Source organism: Citrobacter sp. Cpo109 (genome assembly GCF_030332565.1).
Taxonomy (GTDB): Bacteria; Pseudomonadota; Gammaproteobacteria; order Enterobacterales; family Enterobacteriaceae; genus Citrobacter; species Citrobacter portucalensis.
The window spans coordinates 12,795-28,931 of record NZ_JAOWHQ010000053.1; the positions used below are offsets into that span (position 1 = coordinate 12,795).

15 protein-coding genes and 2 pseudogenes are annotated in these 16,137 nt (G+C 52.5%); 11 read left to right on the forward strand and 6 right to left on the reverse strand.

Annotated features, from left to right (window positions below; genetic code table 11):
• Positions 1-6: 6 nt before the first annotated feature.
• A complete protein-coding gene (locus OGY71_RS07625; protein WP_001091224.1) occupies positions 7-780 on the forward strand; it encodes an SDR family NAD(P)-dependent oxidoreductase in 774 nt (257 codons plus the stop codon).
• Between the two features lie 185 nt (positions 781-965).
• Here the strand turns inward: OGY71_RS07625 and OGY71_RS07630 are convergent, their stop codons facing one another.
• On the reverse strand, positions 966-2,189 hold the full coding sequence (locus OGY71_RS07630; protein ID WP_286613065.1) for a MalY/PatB family protein: 1,224 nt from the start codon (positions 2,187-2,189) through the stop codon (positions 966-968).
• A gap of 130 nt (positions 2,190-2,319) precedes the next feature.
• Positions 2,320-3,192, reverse strand: coding sequence for a DMT family transporter (locus tag OGY71_RS07635; RefSeq protein WP_000090196.1), 873 nt, complete (start codon positions 3,190-3,192; stop codon positions 2,320-2,322).
• 241 nt (positions 3,193-3,433) lie between these two features.
• Between OGY71_RS07635 and OGY71_RS07640 the strand changes: the two genes are divergently transcribed.
• The 10 genes and pseudogenes from OGY71_RS07640 to arnF all read left to right on the forward strand — a co-directional run bounded on the left by OGY71_RS07640 (position 3,434) and on the right by arnF (position 12,524).
• A complete protein-coding gene (locus OGY71_RS07640; RefSeq protein WP_000734115.1) occupies positions 3,434-4,186 on the forward strand; it encodes an alpha/beta hydrolase family protein in 753 nt (250 codons plus the stop codon).
• A 26-nt stretch (positions 4,187-4,212) separates the two neighbouring features.
• Positions 4,213-4,526, forward strand: a pseudogene (locus OGY71_RS07645) (Tn3 family transposase); the annotation flags it as partial.
• A gap of 53 nt (positions 4,527-4,579) precedes the next feature.
• Positions 4,580-4,864 (forward strand): annotated as a pseudogene (nudI, locus tag OGY71_RS07650) (nucleoside triphosphatase NudI); the annotation flags it as partial.
• Positions 4,865-5,147: 283 nt separating this feature from the next.
• Positions 5,148-6,287 carry a UDP-4-amino-4-deoxy-L-arabinose aminotransferase gene (arnB, locus tag OGY71_RS07655; protein WP_125112625.1) on the forward strand — a complete coding sequence of 380 codons (1,140 nt, stop codon included), beginning with the start codon at positions 5,148-5,150 and terminating at the stop codon, positions 6,285-6,287.
• Positions 6,288-6,289: 2 nt separating this feature from the next.
• Entirely contained in the window at positions 6,290-7,273 is a 984-nt protein-coding gene (gene arnC, locus OGY71_RS07660) for an undecaprenyl-phosphate 4-deoxy-4-formamido-L-arabinose transferase (protein ID WP_286613067.1), read from the forward strand.
• On the forward strand, positions 7,270-9,252 hold the full coding sequence (gene arnA, locus OGY71_RS07665) for a bifunctional UDP-4-amino-4-deoxy-L-arabinose formyltransferase/UDP-glucuronic acid oxidase ArnA (RefSeq protein WP_286613069.1): 1,983 nt from the start codon (positions 7,270-7,272) through the stop codon (positions 9,250-9,252). The genes arnC and arnA overlap by 4 nt, the downstream gene beginning before the upstream one ends.
• Entirely contained in the window at positions 9,249-10,151 is a 903-nt protein-coding gene (gene arnD / locus OGY71_RS07670) for a 4-deoxy-4-formamido-L-arabinose-phosphoundecaprenol deformylase (protein WP_286613071.1), read from the forward strand. The genes arnA and arnD overlap by 4 nt, the downstream gene beginning before the upstream one ends.
• Complete coding sequence (gene arnT, locus OGY71_RS07675; protein WP_286613072.1) at positions 10,148-11,806, forward strand: lipid IV(A) 4-amino-4-deoxy-L-arabinosyltransferase; 1,659 nt, start codon at positions 10,148-10,150, stop codon at positions 11,804-11,806. The genes arnD and arnT overlap by 4 nt, the downstream gene beginning before the upstream one ends.
• On the forward strand, positions 11,803-12,138 hold the full coding sequence (arnE, locus tag OGY71_RS07680; protein WP_003834709.1) for a 4-amino-4-deoxy-L-arabinose-phosphoundecaprenol flippase subunit ArnE: 336 nt from the start codon (positions 11,803-11,805) through the stop codon (positions 12,136-12,138). The genes arnT and arnE overlap by 4 nt, the downstream gene beginning before the upstream one ends.
• Positions 12,138-12,524, forward strand: a complete 387-nt coding sequence (gene arnF / locus OGY71_RS07685; protein ID WP_003834713.1) for a 4-amino-4-deoxy-L-arabinose-phosphoundecaprenol flippase subunit ArnF — start codon at positions 12,138-12,140, stop codon at positions 12,522-12,524. The genes arnE and arnF overlap by 1 nt, the downstream gene beginning before the upstream one ends.
• A 2-nt stretch (positions 12,525-12,526) precedes the next feature.
• Here arnF and pmrD read toward each other — a convergent pair whose 3' ends face one another.
• From pmrD to menB, 4 genes are all read right to left on the reverse strand, one after another.
• Positions 12,527-12,790 carry a signal transduction protein PmrD gene (pmrD, locus tag OGY71_RS07690; protein ID WP_286586121.1) on the reverse strand — a complete coding sequence of 88 codons (264 nt, stop codon included), beginning with the start codon at positions 12,788-12,790 and terminating at the stop codon, positions 12,527-12,529.
• A gap of 95 nt (positions 12,791-12,885) precedes the next feature.
• Entirely contained in the window at positions 12,886-14,310 is a 1,425-nt protein-coding gene (gene menE / locus OGY71_RS07695) for an o-succinylbenzoate--CoA ligase (RefSeq protein WP_063940554.1), read from the reverse strand.
• Positions 14,307-15,269, reverse strand: a complete 963-nt coding sequence (gene menC, locus OGY71_RS07700) for an o-succinylbenzoate synthase (RefSeq protein ID WP_125112629.1) — start codon at positions 15,267-15,269, stop codon at positions 14,307-14,309. Before menC ends, menE begins: the two co-directional genes overlap by 4 nt.
• Positions 15,269-16,126 (reverse strand): 1,4-dihydroxy-2-naphthoyl-CoA synthase, encoded by an 858-nt coding sequence (gene menB, locus OGY71_RS07705; RefSeq protein ID WP_003027671.1) that lies wholly within the window; start codon positions 16,124-16,126, stop codon positions 15,269-15,271. Before menB ends, menC begins: the two co-directional genes overlap by 1 nt.
• Positions 16,127-16,137: the final 11 nt, after the last annotated feature.

Below are 16,137 nucleotides of genomic sequence, written 5' to 3' on the forward strand. Positions count from 1 at the left end.
CTGAAAATGAATACATTTTTCAAAGGTAAAAAACTGCTTGTCGTCGGCGGCACCAGCGGCATGGGTCTCGCCGTGGCACGCATGGTACTGGAAGCGGGCGGCAGTGTGGTGCTGACCGGGAATAAAAAAGACAAAGCCGAAGCGGTACAAAAAGAGCTGAGCCCGCTGGGACCGGTGGCGGTCATCGCGGCCAACCTGATGACTGAAGAAGGTATGGAAACTATCCGTCATGAAATCAATGCCAGCCATCGCGATATCAGCCTGATGGTAAATGCCGCCGGGATCTTTATGCCGAAAGGGTTTACCGAGCACAGCTTTGCCGATTATGACATGTACTTTTCGCTGAACCGCGCCACGTTCTTTATTACGCAGGATGTCGTGAAGAACATGCTCGCCGCGAAGCTCGAAGGGTCTATCGTCAACGTCGGTTCGATTGGTGCCCAGGCAGCACTGGGTGACTCGCCGTCCTCGGCCTATTCAATGGCAAAAGCGGGTCTGCATGCCCTGACGCGTAATCTGGCGATTGAACTGGCCAGCGCGGGTATTCGTGTCAACGCTGTGTCTCCCGGGATTGTTCATACACCAATATACGAAGGCTTCATGGACAAAGCGGATATCGCTGATGCTATGAAGTCGTTGAACGATTTCCACCCGTTAGGCCGCGTCGGAACCGCAGAGGATGTGGCAAACACCATTCTCTTCCTGTTGTCTGACAAAACATCATGGGTGACGGGCGCTATCTGGGATGTCGATGCCGGCATTATGGCGGTCAGACGATAACCCCGGTACGTTGACAAGAGCCGCCCCTTTACGGGCGTCATTTTTTTGTCGCCAGAAATGTCATCAGCAGACTTCACTCAGGATATTCACAACCTGTTCATCCGTGCCTTTTTTGTTCCCGGCACAGGGTGTTATGCCGGGTTCTGACGACATCCTGACAGGACAAACGGCCAGAGAGAAAGGGGTTATACCCTGTTAGGGGCCGGTGTCCGCAGTACCTGTGAAATTCTTTTCATCCCTGCTGTCAGCATAGTCCGTGGGCACGCCAGATTTAACCGGATATGTCCTTCCCCATTGTCGACAAACAGCAAGCCCCCTTCAAGAAGCACCCCTGACTCCCGGGCAAAATACAGCGATAAATCCTCACCCACAGTGTCGGGCAGGTAGTGGCTAATATCTATCCAGGCCAGATATGTCCCTTCGGGGATCGAGAACCTGGTTTCGGGTAAATAGCTTTTGAGGTAGTCGTGCAGGTACTGGAAATTGCCGTCAATATATTCCCTCAGATGGACAAGCCAGTCATCGCATTCACTCCACGCCGCTTTGTTTGCTGCCAGGCTCAGCGGAGAGATGAACTCGTCGTGTCTGAGACGCCACTCGCTTCTGACACCGGGATCCGGAATAATGATATTTGCCAACAAATTCCCGGCCAGATTGAATGTTTTACTCGAGGACATGCAGGTAATAATGCGTGTAGAATCAGGGAAAAGAGAGGCGGCCGGTGTATGACTGATACCACTTCGGGACAGGTCACAGTGAATTTCGTCAGATATCACCCAGATATCATTGGCCAGGCAAATTTCAATAATCCGCTTAAGTTCATCAGGCCGCCAGACTCGTCCGGTCGGGTTATGCGGATTACACAGGAAAAGAATTTTCACACGTAAGTCGGCCTGACTGGCTTTGCGTGTAAAGTCTTCCCAGTCAGGTTCCCAGCCACCTGCTGATTTTTTTAACGCCGAGTACACCACGCGACGCTGACTGTATTCACCCGCCTTTTTAAACGGGCCATATGAAGGCGTCATAATAAGAATACTGTCATCCTTGTCGGTCAGAAGCGGGACGAGACGGTTCAGCGCGGGAATAATGCCCGGAGACAGTACAATGTCTTCCGTTTTGAAACGGTGACCATATTGTCGCTCACACCAGTTGCCAAAGATTTCATAGTATTCTTCGTCGTAGATTTTAGTGTAGCCGAGTATTTTTCTATCCAGACGGTCTCTGATGGCCTGAAGAATCGGCTCTGGTGTGGCAAAAGCCATGTCAGCAACCCAGAGGTTGATTAGCCCTTCTGCCGGATACCGCATTGCAAATTCGGACTGCCCCGCAAACAGGTATTCCCGCCAGCCGTCCACGGTAAGACTGTCTGTTTTCTCTCTGCTTACGTACTCATCAAAATCATATTTCATTTCATGAACCTGCCTTAGGTGTAGTCTGAAACGTCGACCTCAGTATTCCTGTCAGTCTGATGCCGGAGCGGGAAAACTGGCTCGTGTGATTAACATAAGAGAATCATTACAACTGCATGAATTAATTGCGTTATTGAGGTTTTCTCGCCTTTGCCATCGGCTGACGGGGGGATTTCTCGCGTGTCACCATCACAATGCCAGTCAGCACTGCCAGGGCAGAAAATATCGTTCTGACCGTCAGTGATTCACCCAGGAATACCACACCCCCTAGCATTGCCAGGCAGGGAACGCTGAGCTGAAGGATACTGGCGGTAATAGAGCCGAGGGAGGGTAAAAGGGTATACCACAATACATAGGCACCGGCTGAGGCGACGGCACCGGACAGCAATGACAAAGCAATGCCTGCAGCATCAGAGTGACCCTGCTTCATAAACAGCAACGTAAGAGCGAGAGCCATCGGCGCTGCGAGAATAAAATTAGCCGCCGTTGAAGCCCCGGCAGCCTGGCCCGCCCTCCCCCTGACGGAATAGGCGGCCCAGGCTAATCCGGAAACGATCATCATAAGTGCACTGTAAAGCGGCGGTGCCTTCGTCCCGGGTAACAGCAGGGCAGCAATTCCCGTCAGAGCCAGAACTAAACCGCAAGCCCGCATAGCGGAGAGTGATTCTCCTTTAAATAATCCGTGGATCACCATCGCAAACTGTACGGCACCAAAAAGTAACAGCGCACCAGCCCCGGTATCGAGATGGATATAGGCGACAGAAAACAGCACCGCATACGCCATGAGGTAAAACCCGCTCAGCGGACGCCACAGCGATAATGTGGTCCTGGCGTGATAAAAGAGGAAGGGGGACAGGACGAATGCACCACTGGCCAGCCTGAGGCTGCTGAATGAAAGGGGATCAATGTGGCCTCCCTGCAGGGCCAGACGACACAGAATGGAGTTTGCCGCAAATGCCAGCATTGCCAGTGATATTTTAAGAATGAGCGCGCACCTGGCCATTCGAGAAGTCCTCACAAAAGCCTTGTAAACTACCATCTAGTTGGTAGCATAGCGTAAGTGATCGCCGAACAGGAAGCAATAACCAGCTTCCAAACTGGAAGGTGAGGACAGGCATTCGGAATGAATTCTGTTTCACATCCCCAGTGGAGGACGGAAAACGCGTTATGCCAGATGCAGAGCAGAAGATTATTTTTCTCCTGCGATCAAACATATGACATCAGTTTAAGGCCCGGAATATCCTATGAAAAAACTAAAATTTACGTTCAAAAATGCGGCGGGTGAAGAACTGGCCGGATTGCTTGAACTTCCTGAAAATCCTAAAGCGTTTGCGCTGTTAGCTCATTGTTTTACGTGTGGCAAAGACCTCAAAGGCGCGGCGCGTATTGCGCGGAAACTGACAGAGAAAGCTATCGCCGTTCTCCGGTTTGATTTTACTGGTCTGGGAAACAGCGAAGGGGATTTTTCCAACACCAACTTCTCATCCAATATTTCGGACCTGCTTTGCGCGGTAGATTATCTCCGCCGACAGTACGAAGCGCCTTCTTTGCTCATCGGTCATAGCCTGGGGGGATCGGCCATCCTGTCTATCGCCGGCGAAGTTCCTGAGGCAAAGGCCATTGTCACCATAGGATCACCCGGAGAACTGACACACGTAAAACGTCTTTTTAAGGATGATGTTGAAAACATTAACCAGCATGGAGCCTATCCCGTTGAGCTGGCCGGGCGGGTGTTTACGTTAAAGAAACAGATGCTGGACAATATTCAGGAACACAAAATCGCTCATAAGGTGTTCGCCATGAACAAACCTCTGCTGATTTTTCATGCGACTGAAGATGATACCGTGTTAATTGAGCAGGCCGAGAAAATATTCAAAGCAGCTAAGCATCCCAAGAGTTTCATTTCCCTGGGTAAGGCTGATCACCTTCTGACACATGCTCAGGATGCTGAATACGTTGCCGATATCATTATATCGTGGAGCGAATGTTACCTATAAACAGAGTAAATGCGTTCAAACTCGTAGCGCTGAGGGCGATTTTCTGCAGAGATCGGACGCTGTTTATGCTGGACTGATTTTGCGATAAAGGCTTAGGCCGATGCATACAGGCGGGGCTGAATAAGGGTGAGGCCCTTGGGCGAGCATCCTTCATGCACCGGCTGAATGAAATCAGGGATCTGGGGGTGGGAGGATCAGCGTTACCACGCCACCGGCGCTGACACTACATACGGCGGCGATAACACTCTGGAATACGGTTTATATAGAAAGAACCATTGAGCCGCTTAAGCAAAAAGGAGTCCCTGTTAATGAACTGCTGGTCTCTCATCCTTCTCCACTGCTGTACAAAATATAGTCTTAGCGTGGGATAATTTCCGTTTTCCAAGCGGACCCCAAGCTCTGCGCCGTGAAGTGAGGGAAGAGCTGGGCGAACAACTGGTGTTATCAGAAATTACCCCCTGGACCTTCAGTGATGATATTCGCACTAAAACCTATGCTGATGGCAGTCAGGAAGAGATTTACATGATTTATCTCATCTTCGATTGTGTGGCGGCGAATCGTGAAGTGAAGATTAACGAAGAGTTCCAGGCATTCGCCTGGGTTAAACCGGAAGATCTCGGTGCCTACGATTTAAATATCGCCACGCGTAAAACGTTAACCTTGAAAGGGTTACTGTAGGTTATCATTTTAATAACGGCATATAATTAACATTCCGAATAGCGGCATTGCACTCATAAACTTATAGCAAACAGCAATGCCGCAAAAACAGAAAAAATAATTTAATTTCATCAAGATAAATAAAAATCACCTCTATTTATCCGTCTATCCCAAACCTTAAACTCTTAAGGATAAATTAACCTTCAGTCATTAACCTTTGTAGCCTGATGAAATAATTAACGACGCCCCTGTTTATCACTAAAAATAAAGCTTTGGTGGCGTTAAATGGCTTGAAGGAATAATGATGTCTGACTTTTTGCCTTTCTCTCGCCCGGCAATGGGTGCTGAAGAACTTGCCGCAGTGAAGGCAGTTCTGGACTCTGGGTGGATAACCACCGGCCCGAAAAATCAACAGCTGGAAGAAGCCTTCTGTCAGCTCACAGGAAATCAACACGCCGTCGCCATCTGCTCCGCCACGGCGGGTATGCACATCACGCTGATGGCATTGGGCGTAAGCGCAGGCGATGAGGTCATAACGCCGTCGATGACGTGGGTTTCTACCCTCAACATGATTGTCCTGCTGGGGGCAACGCCCGTCATGATCGACGTCGACCGCGATACGCTTATGGTCACACCTGAGCAAATTGAAGCCGCTATCACCCCACGAACCAAAGCCATTGTTCCGGTACATTACGCTGGCGCTCCCGCCGACCTCGACGCGATTTATGCCATTGGCGAACGTTATGGCATCCCGGTAATAGAAGATGCAGCCCATGCCGTAGGGACATTGTATAAGGGCCGTCATGTCGGTGCTCGCGGTACGGCAATCTTCTCGTTTCACGCTATTAAAAATATCACCTGTGCGGAAGGTGGACTGATCGTTACCGACGACAGCCAGCTCGCTCAGCGGCTTCGCAGCCTGAAGTTTCACGGTCTGGGCGTTGATGCTTTTGATCGACAAACCTACGGCCGGGCACCACAAGCCGAAGTGCTTGCACCTGGATACAAATACAACCTGACGGATATCAATGCCGCTATTGCGCTGGTACAGCTGAATAAGCTGGAGCAACTGAACTCACGCCGGGCGCAAATTGCCCAGCACTATCAACAAGCGCTGGCTGATACGCCATTTCAACCGCTGGGCCTGCCCCAATGGTCGCACGTTCATGCCTGGCACTTATTCATCATTCGAGTTGACGAAACGCGCTGCGGGCTGAGCAGAGATGCCCTGATGGAAGCGCTGAAGACCAAAGATATCGGCACCGGTCTGCATTTTCGTGCGGCCCATACGCAAAAATATTATCGCGAACGCTTCACTACCCTTTCGCTCCCAAATACTGAATGGAACAGCGCGCGCATCTGCTCGCTGCCGTTATTCCCAGACATGACTGAAGCGGATACCCAGCGGGTCATTACGGCGCTTCGCGAGATCGCAGGACAATAACCATGTTTGAAGCCACACCGATTAAAAAAGTCTCGGTTGTTATTCCCGTTTTTAATGAACAGGAAAGCCTGCCAGAGTTAATCAGACGCACCAGCGCCACCTGCGAGAAATTGGGCAAAGACTATGAAATTCTGCTCATCGACGACGGCAGCAGCGACCGTTCCGCTCAGTTGATGATGGACGCCTCTCAGGCACCGAACAGCTATATTGTCTCTATTTTACTGAATCGTAATTACGGACAGCACTCGGCGATTATGGCCGGTTTCAGCCATGTCACCGGAGACTTGATCATCACACTGGATGCCGATTTGCAAAACCCGCCGGAGGAGATCCCACGGTTGGTCGCCACCGCAGATGAAGGCTTCGATGTGGTAGGCACGGTACGCCAGAACCGTCAGGACAGCGTATTTCGTAAGACCGCCTCACGAATGATCAACCATCTGATACAGCGCACCACCGGTAAAGCAATGGGTGATTACGGCTGCATGCTACGCGCCTATCGCCGTCACATCGTCGATGCCATGCTGCATTGCCAGGAGCGCAGCACCTTTATCCCTATTCTGGCCAACATTTTTGCCCGTCGCGCCACGGAGATCCCGGTACATCATGCAGAGCGTGAATTTGGTGACTCCAAATACAGCTTCATGCGTCTGATCAACCTGATGTATGACCTGGTAACATGCCTTACCACAACACCGCTTCGCATGCTGAGCCTGTTGGGCAGCGTGATCGCCGCCACGGGCTTTACCTTATCAGTCCTGCTTGTTGTTCTGCGCCTGACGCTCGGCCCGCAGTGGGCAGCGGAAGGGGTATTCATGCTGTTTGCCGTCCTGTTTACCTTTATCGGCGCACAGTTTATTGGCATGGGTTTACTCGGCGAATATATCGGTCGCATCTATAACGATGTCCGCGCCCGCCCCCGCTATTTTGTTCAACACGTTATTCGCCCACAAACCACGCAGTCAACCGAGGAAAACCGCGCATGAAAGCCGTCGTATTTGCCTATCACGATATGGGATGTCAGGGTGTCCAGGCCTTGTTGGATGCAGGTTATGAAATCGCTACCATTTTTACGCACACAGACAATCCGGGTGAAAAAGCGTTTTTTGGATCTGTTTCCCGCCTCGCGGCCAGCGCCGGTATTCCGGTTTACGCCCCCGACGAGGTTAATCATCCCCTGTGGGTTGAGCGCATTAGCCAACTGGCGCCGGATGTTATCTTCTCATTCTACTATCGCCATTTACTGAGTGATGAGATCCTCAGTCTTGCCCCTAAGGGCGCATTTAATCTGCACGGCTCGCTGCTGCCGAAATACCGTGGTCGCGCCCCGCTGAACTGGGTATTGGTCAATGGCGAAACCGAAACCGGCGTCACGCTTCACCGCATGATCAAACGCGCGGATGCCGGTGCCATTGTTGCCCAGCAGCGCGTTGCTATTTCACCAGATGATGTGGCGTTAACGCTGCACCATAAGCTGTGCCAGGCAGCGCGTCACCTGCTGGAAGAGGCGCTGCCCGCGATTAAAACGGGAGATTATGCAGAACTCCCCCAACAAGAAGCAGAGGCTACCTGTTTTAGTCGCCGTACGCCGGAAGATAGCTTCCTCGACTGGAACAAACCAGCCGCAGAGTTACATAACCAGGTTCGTGCCGTCAGCGATCCATGGCCGGGCGCATTTAGCTATGTTGGCACGCAAAAGTTCACCGTCTGGTCATCGCGCGTTTGCACAAAAGACATTGCGACCCAGCCGGGCACCGTCATCTCCGTGTCTCCTTTACTGATCGCCTGTGTCGATGGCGCACTGGAGATTATTACCGGACAAGCTGGCGATGATATTGCAATGCAGGGTTCACAACTGGCGCAAGTTCTGGGTCTGGTGCCAGGTTCTCGCCTGAACAGCCAGTCAGTGACCACCAGCAAACGCCGTACTCGCGTACTGATCCTCGGCGTTAACGGCTTCATTGGTAACCATCTGACCGAGCGCCTGCTGCAAGAAGATAATTACGAAGTGTATGGACTCGATATTGGCAGCGACGCCATTGGGCGTTTCCTGCAACATCCGCGATTCCATTTCGTCGAAGGTGATATCAGCATTCACTCCGAATGGATTGAATATCATGTGAAAAAATGCGACGTTGTGCTGCCGCTGGTGGCGATCGCAACGCCTATCGAATATACCCGCAACCCGCTGCGCGTATTTGAGCTCGATTTTGAAGAAAACCTGAAAATCATTCGTTACTGCGTGAAATACCGCAAGCGCATCATTTTCCCGTCAACCTCCGAAGTCTACGGCATGTGTACCGACAAAGTCTTTGATGAAGACAGTTCGAATCTGATCGTCGGTCCGGTCAATAAACCACGCTGGATCTACTCCGTATCCAAGCAGTTACTGGACCGTGTTATCTGGGCGTACGGCGAAAAAGAGGGATTGCGCTTCACCCTGTTCCGCCCGTTTAACTGGATGGGACCGCGTCTGGACAGCCTTAACGCCGCGCGTATCGGCAGCTCACGCGCCATTACACAGCTGATCCTCAACCTCGTGGAAGGTTCACCGATTAAGCTGATTGAAGGCGGTAAGCAAAAACGCTGCTTTACCGACATTCGTGATGGTATCGAAGCTCTGTACCGCATCATTGAAAACGAAGGCGGCCGCTGTGACGGTGAGATTATCAACATCGGTAATCCGCAGAACGAAGCAAGTATTCAGGAACTGGCAGAAATGCTGCTTTCCTGCTTTGAAAAACATCCGTTGCGTAACCACTTCCCGCCGTTTGCCGGTTTCCGTGACGTCGAAAGCAGCAGCTACTACGGTAAAGGTTATCAAGACGTTGAGCATCGTAAGCCTAACATTCGCAATGCAAAACGCTGCCTGAACTGGGAACCGACCATTGAGATGCAGGAAACGGTAGAAGAGACGCTGGACTTCTTCTTACGCAGTGTGGATATCACGGAACACACATCATGACCAAAGTAGGCTTGCGTATTGATGTCGATACATTCAGGGGGACGCGCGAAGGCGTGCCCCGCCTGCTGGAGACATTAAACCGACATAACGTTCGGGCAAGTTTTTTCTTTAGCGTTGGGCCTGACAACATGGGGCGCCATCTCTGGCGTCTTGTGAAGCCGCAATTTCTGTGGAAAATGCTGCGTTCAAACGCAGCATCGCTCTACGGATGGGATATTTTATTGGCGGGAACCGCATGGCCGGGAAAAGAGATTGGCCAGGCCAACGCGGCAATCATTGCACAAACCGCCCAGATTCATGAAACCGGTTTGCATGCCTGGGATCACCACGCCTGGCAGGCACGAAGCGGAAACTGGAATGACAAACAGCTGATTGATGATATTTCGCAAGGCATCACCGCACTTGAAGCCATCATCGGTCAGCCAGTCTCCTGCTCTGCCGTTGCCGGATGGCGTGCCGACAACCGTGTCGTCCATGCCAAAGAAGCATTCCATCTGCGCTATAACAGTGACTGTCGGGGAACGTCGTTATTTCGTCCGGTGCTGGAATCCGGGAAAACGGGGACGCCACAAATTCCCGTCACCCTACCAACATGGGATGAGGTGGTTGGTCAGGAGGTCCAGGCGGTGGACTTCAACTCTTATATCCTCTCCCACATCCAGATGAGCAGAGGAACACCGGTGTACACCATTCATGCGGAAGTTGAAGGCATCGCCTTTCATCAGAATTTTGACGAGCTGCTTACTCGCGCCGCGGACATGGGGATGACATTCTGCCCGCTTGGCAAGCTGTTACCTGACGACATCAGTACACTGCCGTTAGGACAGATCGTACGTGGAAAAATACCCGGCAGAGAGGGATGGCTCGGCTGCCAACAACCGTTGAGTGTGACACAATGAAATCTGCTGCCCGCTACACTCTGGCATTTATCGCTTTAATCGCACTGTATTTTATTTTACCTATCAACAGCCGTATGCTCTGGCAGCCTGATGAAACGCGCTATGCTGAAATCAGCCGGGAAATGCTCAACTCTGGTGACTGGATCGTTCCACACTTTTTAGGGCTGCGTTATTTTGAAAAACCAATTGCCGGATACTGGTTGAACAGCATCGGACAATGGTTGTTTGGCGCCAATAATTTTGGCGTCAGAGCGGGGGCTATTTTTGCCACTTTGATGACGGCGCTACTGGTAGCCTGGCTTGCCATGCGACTGTGGCAGGATAAGCGTACCGCCGTACTCTCCTCCGCTATCTTTTTAACGTTTTTTTCGGTTTACAGCATCGGCACCTACGCGGTACTTGATCCCATCATTGCGCTTTGGCTGATGGCGGGCATGTGCTGTTTTTGGGAAGGCATGCAGGCCACCACCAGAACACGCAAAATCATCGCTTTTTTGCTGCTTGGGCTGACCTGCGGTATGGGTGTAATGACCAAAGGTTTTCTGGCACTCGCCGTCCCTGTGCTTAGCGTATTACCATGGGTTTTTGCACAAAAGCGTTGGAAAGACCTCATTCTCTACGGTCTGCTGGCGGTGATCGGCTGCATCGCGATCGTACTACCGTGGGGTATAGCGATTGCGCAACGCGAGCCGGATTTCTGGCATTACTTCTTCTGGGTTGAACATATTCAGCGCTTTGCGCAGGATGATGCCCAGCATAAGGCTCCTATCTGGTACTACATCCCGATATTTGTGGCAGGCACATTACCGTGGCTCGGGCTACTCCCCGGCGCGCTGCGTACGGGCTGGCGTGAGCGGGATGTTCCGCGCAGTGCTCTGTACCTGTTAAGCTGGATTATTATGCCAATCCTGTTTTTCAGCATCGCGAAAGGAAAACTGCCGACCTATATTCTTTCCTGCTTCGCGCCGCTGGCGATATTAACGGCGCGCTTCGGCCTGCAGGCTGCGGAAAAAGGCTCGACCGCGCTGCGCGTGAATGGTTGGATCAACGTGCTGTTCGGCATCGTCGGCATCGTCGCCACGTTTATTGTTTCCACGCTGGGTCCATTGAAGACGCCAGTCTGGTCGTATATCGAAACGTATAAGGTTTTTTGTGCCTGGGGCATCTTTATCATCTGGACGCTTTTTGGCTGGTATACGCTAAATAACCGCGAGAAGAACTGGAAATTCGCAGCACTATGCCCATTAGGGCTGGCGCTGTTATTTGGCTTCTCCATTCCTGACCGGGTGATGGAATCTAAACAGCCGCAGTTTTTTGTCGAGATGACCAAAGAATCGCTGGAGCCGAGCCGTTATATTCTCACCGACAGCGTTGGCGTCGCTGCGGGACTGGCCTGGAGCCTGAAGCGCGACGACATCATGATGTACGGACAAACGGGCGAGTTAAAATATGGCCTCAACTACCCGGATGCCCAGGGTCGCTTTGTCAGCCGGGAAGGCTTTGCCGACTGGTTAGCGCAACATCGACAGCAAGGAAACATTACGCTCGTGCTCTCGATTGATAAGAATGAAGATATTAATCAACTTGCCATCCCTCCCGCTGACTACATTGATAATCAGGGGCGTCTGGTCCTGATTCAGTATCGGCCCAAATGATCTGGATAGCCTTAGTCCTCGCCAGCCTGCTCAGCGTCTGCGGCCAGCTATGCCAGAAGCAGGCGACCCGACCGGTGTCTGTTCGTGCGCGAAAACGCTACATTACGCAATGGATTGGGCTTGCTCTGGCAAGCCTCGGCCTGGCCATGCTGCTATGGCTGGCAGTTTTACAAAACATTCCTGTCGGTATTGCCTATCCCATGCTGAGCCTTAACTTTGTCTGGGTTACTCTCGCCGCATGGAAAATCTGGCGCGAACCCGTAACAACCCGCCACTGGCTGGGCGTTGGGCTGATCATTACCGGCATATTTATTCTTGGGAGTGCAGTGTAATGGGCGTATTTTGGGGATTATGTAGCGTGATGATCACCTCTATCGCCCAGTTGAGCCTCGGCTTTGCGATGGATAATCTGCCGCCAATGCTGCAGCCGCTGGCGTTCATCTCTGCCGTATTCTCTGTCAGTATCGGAGCGTTTGCTTTATATGCCGGATTGACAGGGTATTTACTGTCAGTGATTTGCTGGCATAAAGCCCTACACCAACTTGCGCTGAGCAAAGCCTATGCCCTACTCAGCCTGAGCTATGTGCTGGTGTGGGTTGCCTCAATGATCCTGCCCGGCTGGCAGGGAACATTTTCAGTGAAAGCGCTGGCAGGGGTACTGTGCATCATGGCAGGGCTAATGACGATTTTTCTGCCTTCACGCAAACACCAACCCTGAGATTACTTATCTTCAGACTGTCGTAACAGACGTTCCCATTCATCACAGATGTACTGTCTGGCATCAATTACCTTAATGACCCGGGATTTATCGCGGTTAATACAATACTGTGCATCCTTCAGCGGTGAAAGGAGATCGCCGGGCTTAACCCGCTCGGAAGATTGCGCCTCAGCAAGCATCTTTAGCGAACCACCGCTATCGCAAAGTACGATATAGAGCCTCCCTGCTTTTTTGTGACAGCAAGACTTCTTCACATGCCATTCCATAGCGCACCTTTTGTTAATAAATTTCACAATAGGTTACACTTTAGCAGATAAACAAAAGGACAATCGCTGCTGAATGACAAAAACGAGAAATACTATTAATGTTTTCTTAATGTTAATGATGAAGTACTTACCCAATCCAATAACGCACGGCGCGAAATTTTAATTCCTCCAGCTTTGAGCTCGGGCGGCAATGTTAGCCAACATACCGGCTGCTGAAAGCGGGCCAGCTTATCTTTTACCCACACTGCGAGATTAGTTTCTCCAGCATTAGCGTCATACTCAATGACCGCCACCGGGCGATGGCCAAACTCTTTGTCTTCTATCGGCACAATAAAGGCTTGTAGAACATGCGGATGCGCTGCAATCACGCGTTCCACTTCTTCCGGCTGTATACCTTCCCCGCCGCTAAAAAACAGATTATCCATACGACCGACAATCGTTAACTTGCCGTCCTTTAGCATGCCGCGATCGCGGGTTGCAAACCAGCCTTCCGCGTTCACTAAAGGAATAAGCTGTCCGTTACGCCAGTAACCTTGCGCCATGCTGGCAGCCCGTAACCAGACTTCATCATCAACGATTCTGACTTCTCTGCCTGCCAGAGGGGAACCCACATCTGCCAGACCATCCGCCTCTTTCGCACAGACCGTAGAAGCAAACTCCGTTAATCCGTAACCGCACCAGCAACGAATCCCTTGCTCGCGCGCTTGCTCCGTCAATTCAACAGGAATTGCAGCGCCACCCAGCAGTACCGCTTTGAGCGTGACTGGCGTGTTGTTGACCAGCAAGCGCCACAGCTGCGTGGGCACCAGTGAAGCGTGGGTACATCCAGCCAGCATTTGCTCCAGCGGCTGCTTGTCGCGCACGGTCATTCGCGCTCCGGCGAACAACCAGCGCCACAAAATACCCTGGCCGGAAACATGAAACAGCGGCAGCGAGAGCAGCCAGTCATCCTCAGCACCAAACGGCATTAATGACAGGACGCCCTGCGCGCTTGCCAGATGCGCCTGACAGGTATGAACAGCCGCTTTTGGCAATCCGGTAGAACCTGAAGTTAACGTCATCGTGCTCAAACGTTCAGGCAACCACGCTGCGGCGTGATCGCCTGGCAATGGCTGCATCTGCAACGGGCTGAGTTCCGGAAGTGCGATAGCGGCCTCCAGATCCAGCGCAAAACGTAGCGTTAAGTCCGGGATCAGCGCATCAAGCAGCGGCTGAGGCAACTGTGGGTTCACAGGTAAAACTCGTGCCCCACATTGCAGCAGCGCGAGCCAGGCCAGCAAAGCGCGCGGATGATTCCACGCGCGAAGCAGAACACCATCGCCCTCTTCCACGCCCTGAGCGGCAAAACCGCAGGCCAGCTGATCTACACGTGTGCAGAGATCGCTCCAGCTTAATACCTCATCGTTGAGGCGTAAGGCTGGCACCTTCGCACGAACCTGTCGCCAGTGACGCCACGGCCAGTCACCCGGTTGTACCAAGCCCGATAAGCTCACGCTATCGGACCTTTCCTGCTGGGTCATAGCAGACGTTCCAGCGCATCAACGTCGATACACGGCAACGTGCTACCCGGCCAGGTGCGAACCTGCTGGCACTGCATCAGGCTCAGGGTATCCAGACCCGGAATGGTCTGCGGCGTTAACCATGCGGCAATTCGCGCCAGCTGGGTTAAGCCCAGACTCGACTCGATTGACGAACTGATAACGGCAGTAAGACCAAGCGCATGTGCCGCAGCCACCTGTTCACGGACTTTATCGAGACTGCCGGTCAGCGTAGGTTTGATAACAACGGCCTTGACGCCTTCTTCGGCTTCGAAGGTGAAATCCGCTTCACGCAGGCTTTCATCCCAGGCGATGGCAATGCCGGTTTCACGCGCGAAGGCACGGGAGTCGTCGCGGGTTTTGCACGGTTCTTCGAGGAAGGCAATGCGTCCGCGATACTCCGGATTAACGTATTTCGCGAACTGCTGAGCTTTCAACGGCGTCCAGGCCCGGTTGGCGTCAAGTCGCAAATGCAGCTCCGGGATCGCCTCAAGCAGCAGATTGGCTACCATGCCGTCACGGACCGCTTCATACAGACCGACCTTGATCTTCGCCACTTTTTCGCCCGGCATGTCCGCCAGTTGTAGCACCAGATCGTCAGGATCGCCCGTGCACAGCGGCGCAGCACGATAGTCCGCGTCCTGTGGCAATACGCCAGTCAGTTCGGCCAGCGCACAGCTTACGCCAAAGGCGACCGAAGGCAGTTGCGGTAAGGAGTCATCCCCTTGCAGCCAGCCTTTCACCCAGGCCAGCAGCTCGGTTTGCGCCTCTTCCCAGCTTTCCTGACTGAAGCCCGGCAGTGGGGAGATCTCTCCCCACCCTTCGCGCTCACCGTCACGAAGACAAACGTACAACCCGTCACGCGTTTTTAACCGCCTGTCGCGCAGAATCACCCCCGCGTCCATGGGGATCTGCCAGCGGTATACCTGCGCGCTACGCATTACGGATTCCGTTTGAATTTGCTGAAATCAGGCTGACGTTTTTGGTTAAAGGCGTTACGGCCTTCCTGACCTTCTTCCGTCATGTAGAACAGCATAGTGGCGTTACCTGCCAGCTCCTGCAGACCAGCCTGACCATCACAGTCGGCGTTCAGTGCGGCTTTCAGGCAGCGCAGCGCCATTGGGCTGTTTTGCAGCATTTCACGGCACCAGCGTACGGTCTCTTTTTCCAGATCCGCCAGCGGAACCACGGTGTTGACCAGACCCATATCCAGCGCCTGTTTAGCATCGTACTGACGGCAAAGGAACCAAATTTCACGCGCTTTTTTCTGACCGACGATGCGCGCCATGTAGGAAGCGCCCCAACCGCCGTCAAAGGAACCAACTTTCGGGCCGGTCTGACCGAAAATAGCGTTTTCAGCCGCAATGGTCAGGTCACACATCATGTGCAGCACATGGCCACCGCCAATGGAGAAACCTGCAACCATCGCTACTACCGGTTTCGGACAGGTACGAATCTGGCGCTGGAAGTCCAGTACGTTCAGGTGATGCACACCGGAGTCATCCTGGTATCCGCCGTAGTCACCACGCACTTTCTGATCGCCGCCTGCGCAGAACGCTTTGTCGCCAGCACCAGTCAGAATAATGACGCCGATGTTGTCATCATAGCGAGCATCCGCCAGCGCCTGGATCATCTCTTTCACGGTGACCGGACGGAAAGCATTGCGTACCTGCGGACGATTAATGGTGATTTTTGCGATACCGTCGGTGGATTTCTCGTAAAGAATGTCGGTATAGCCTTCAGAGCAATCGTGCCATTCTACCGGTGCGTAAAGCATTGTTTCATCAGGATAGATCATAAAATGTCCTA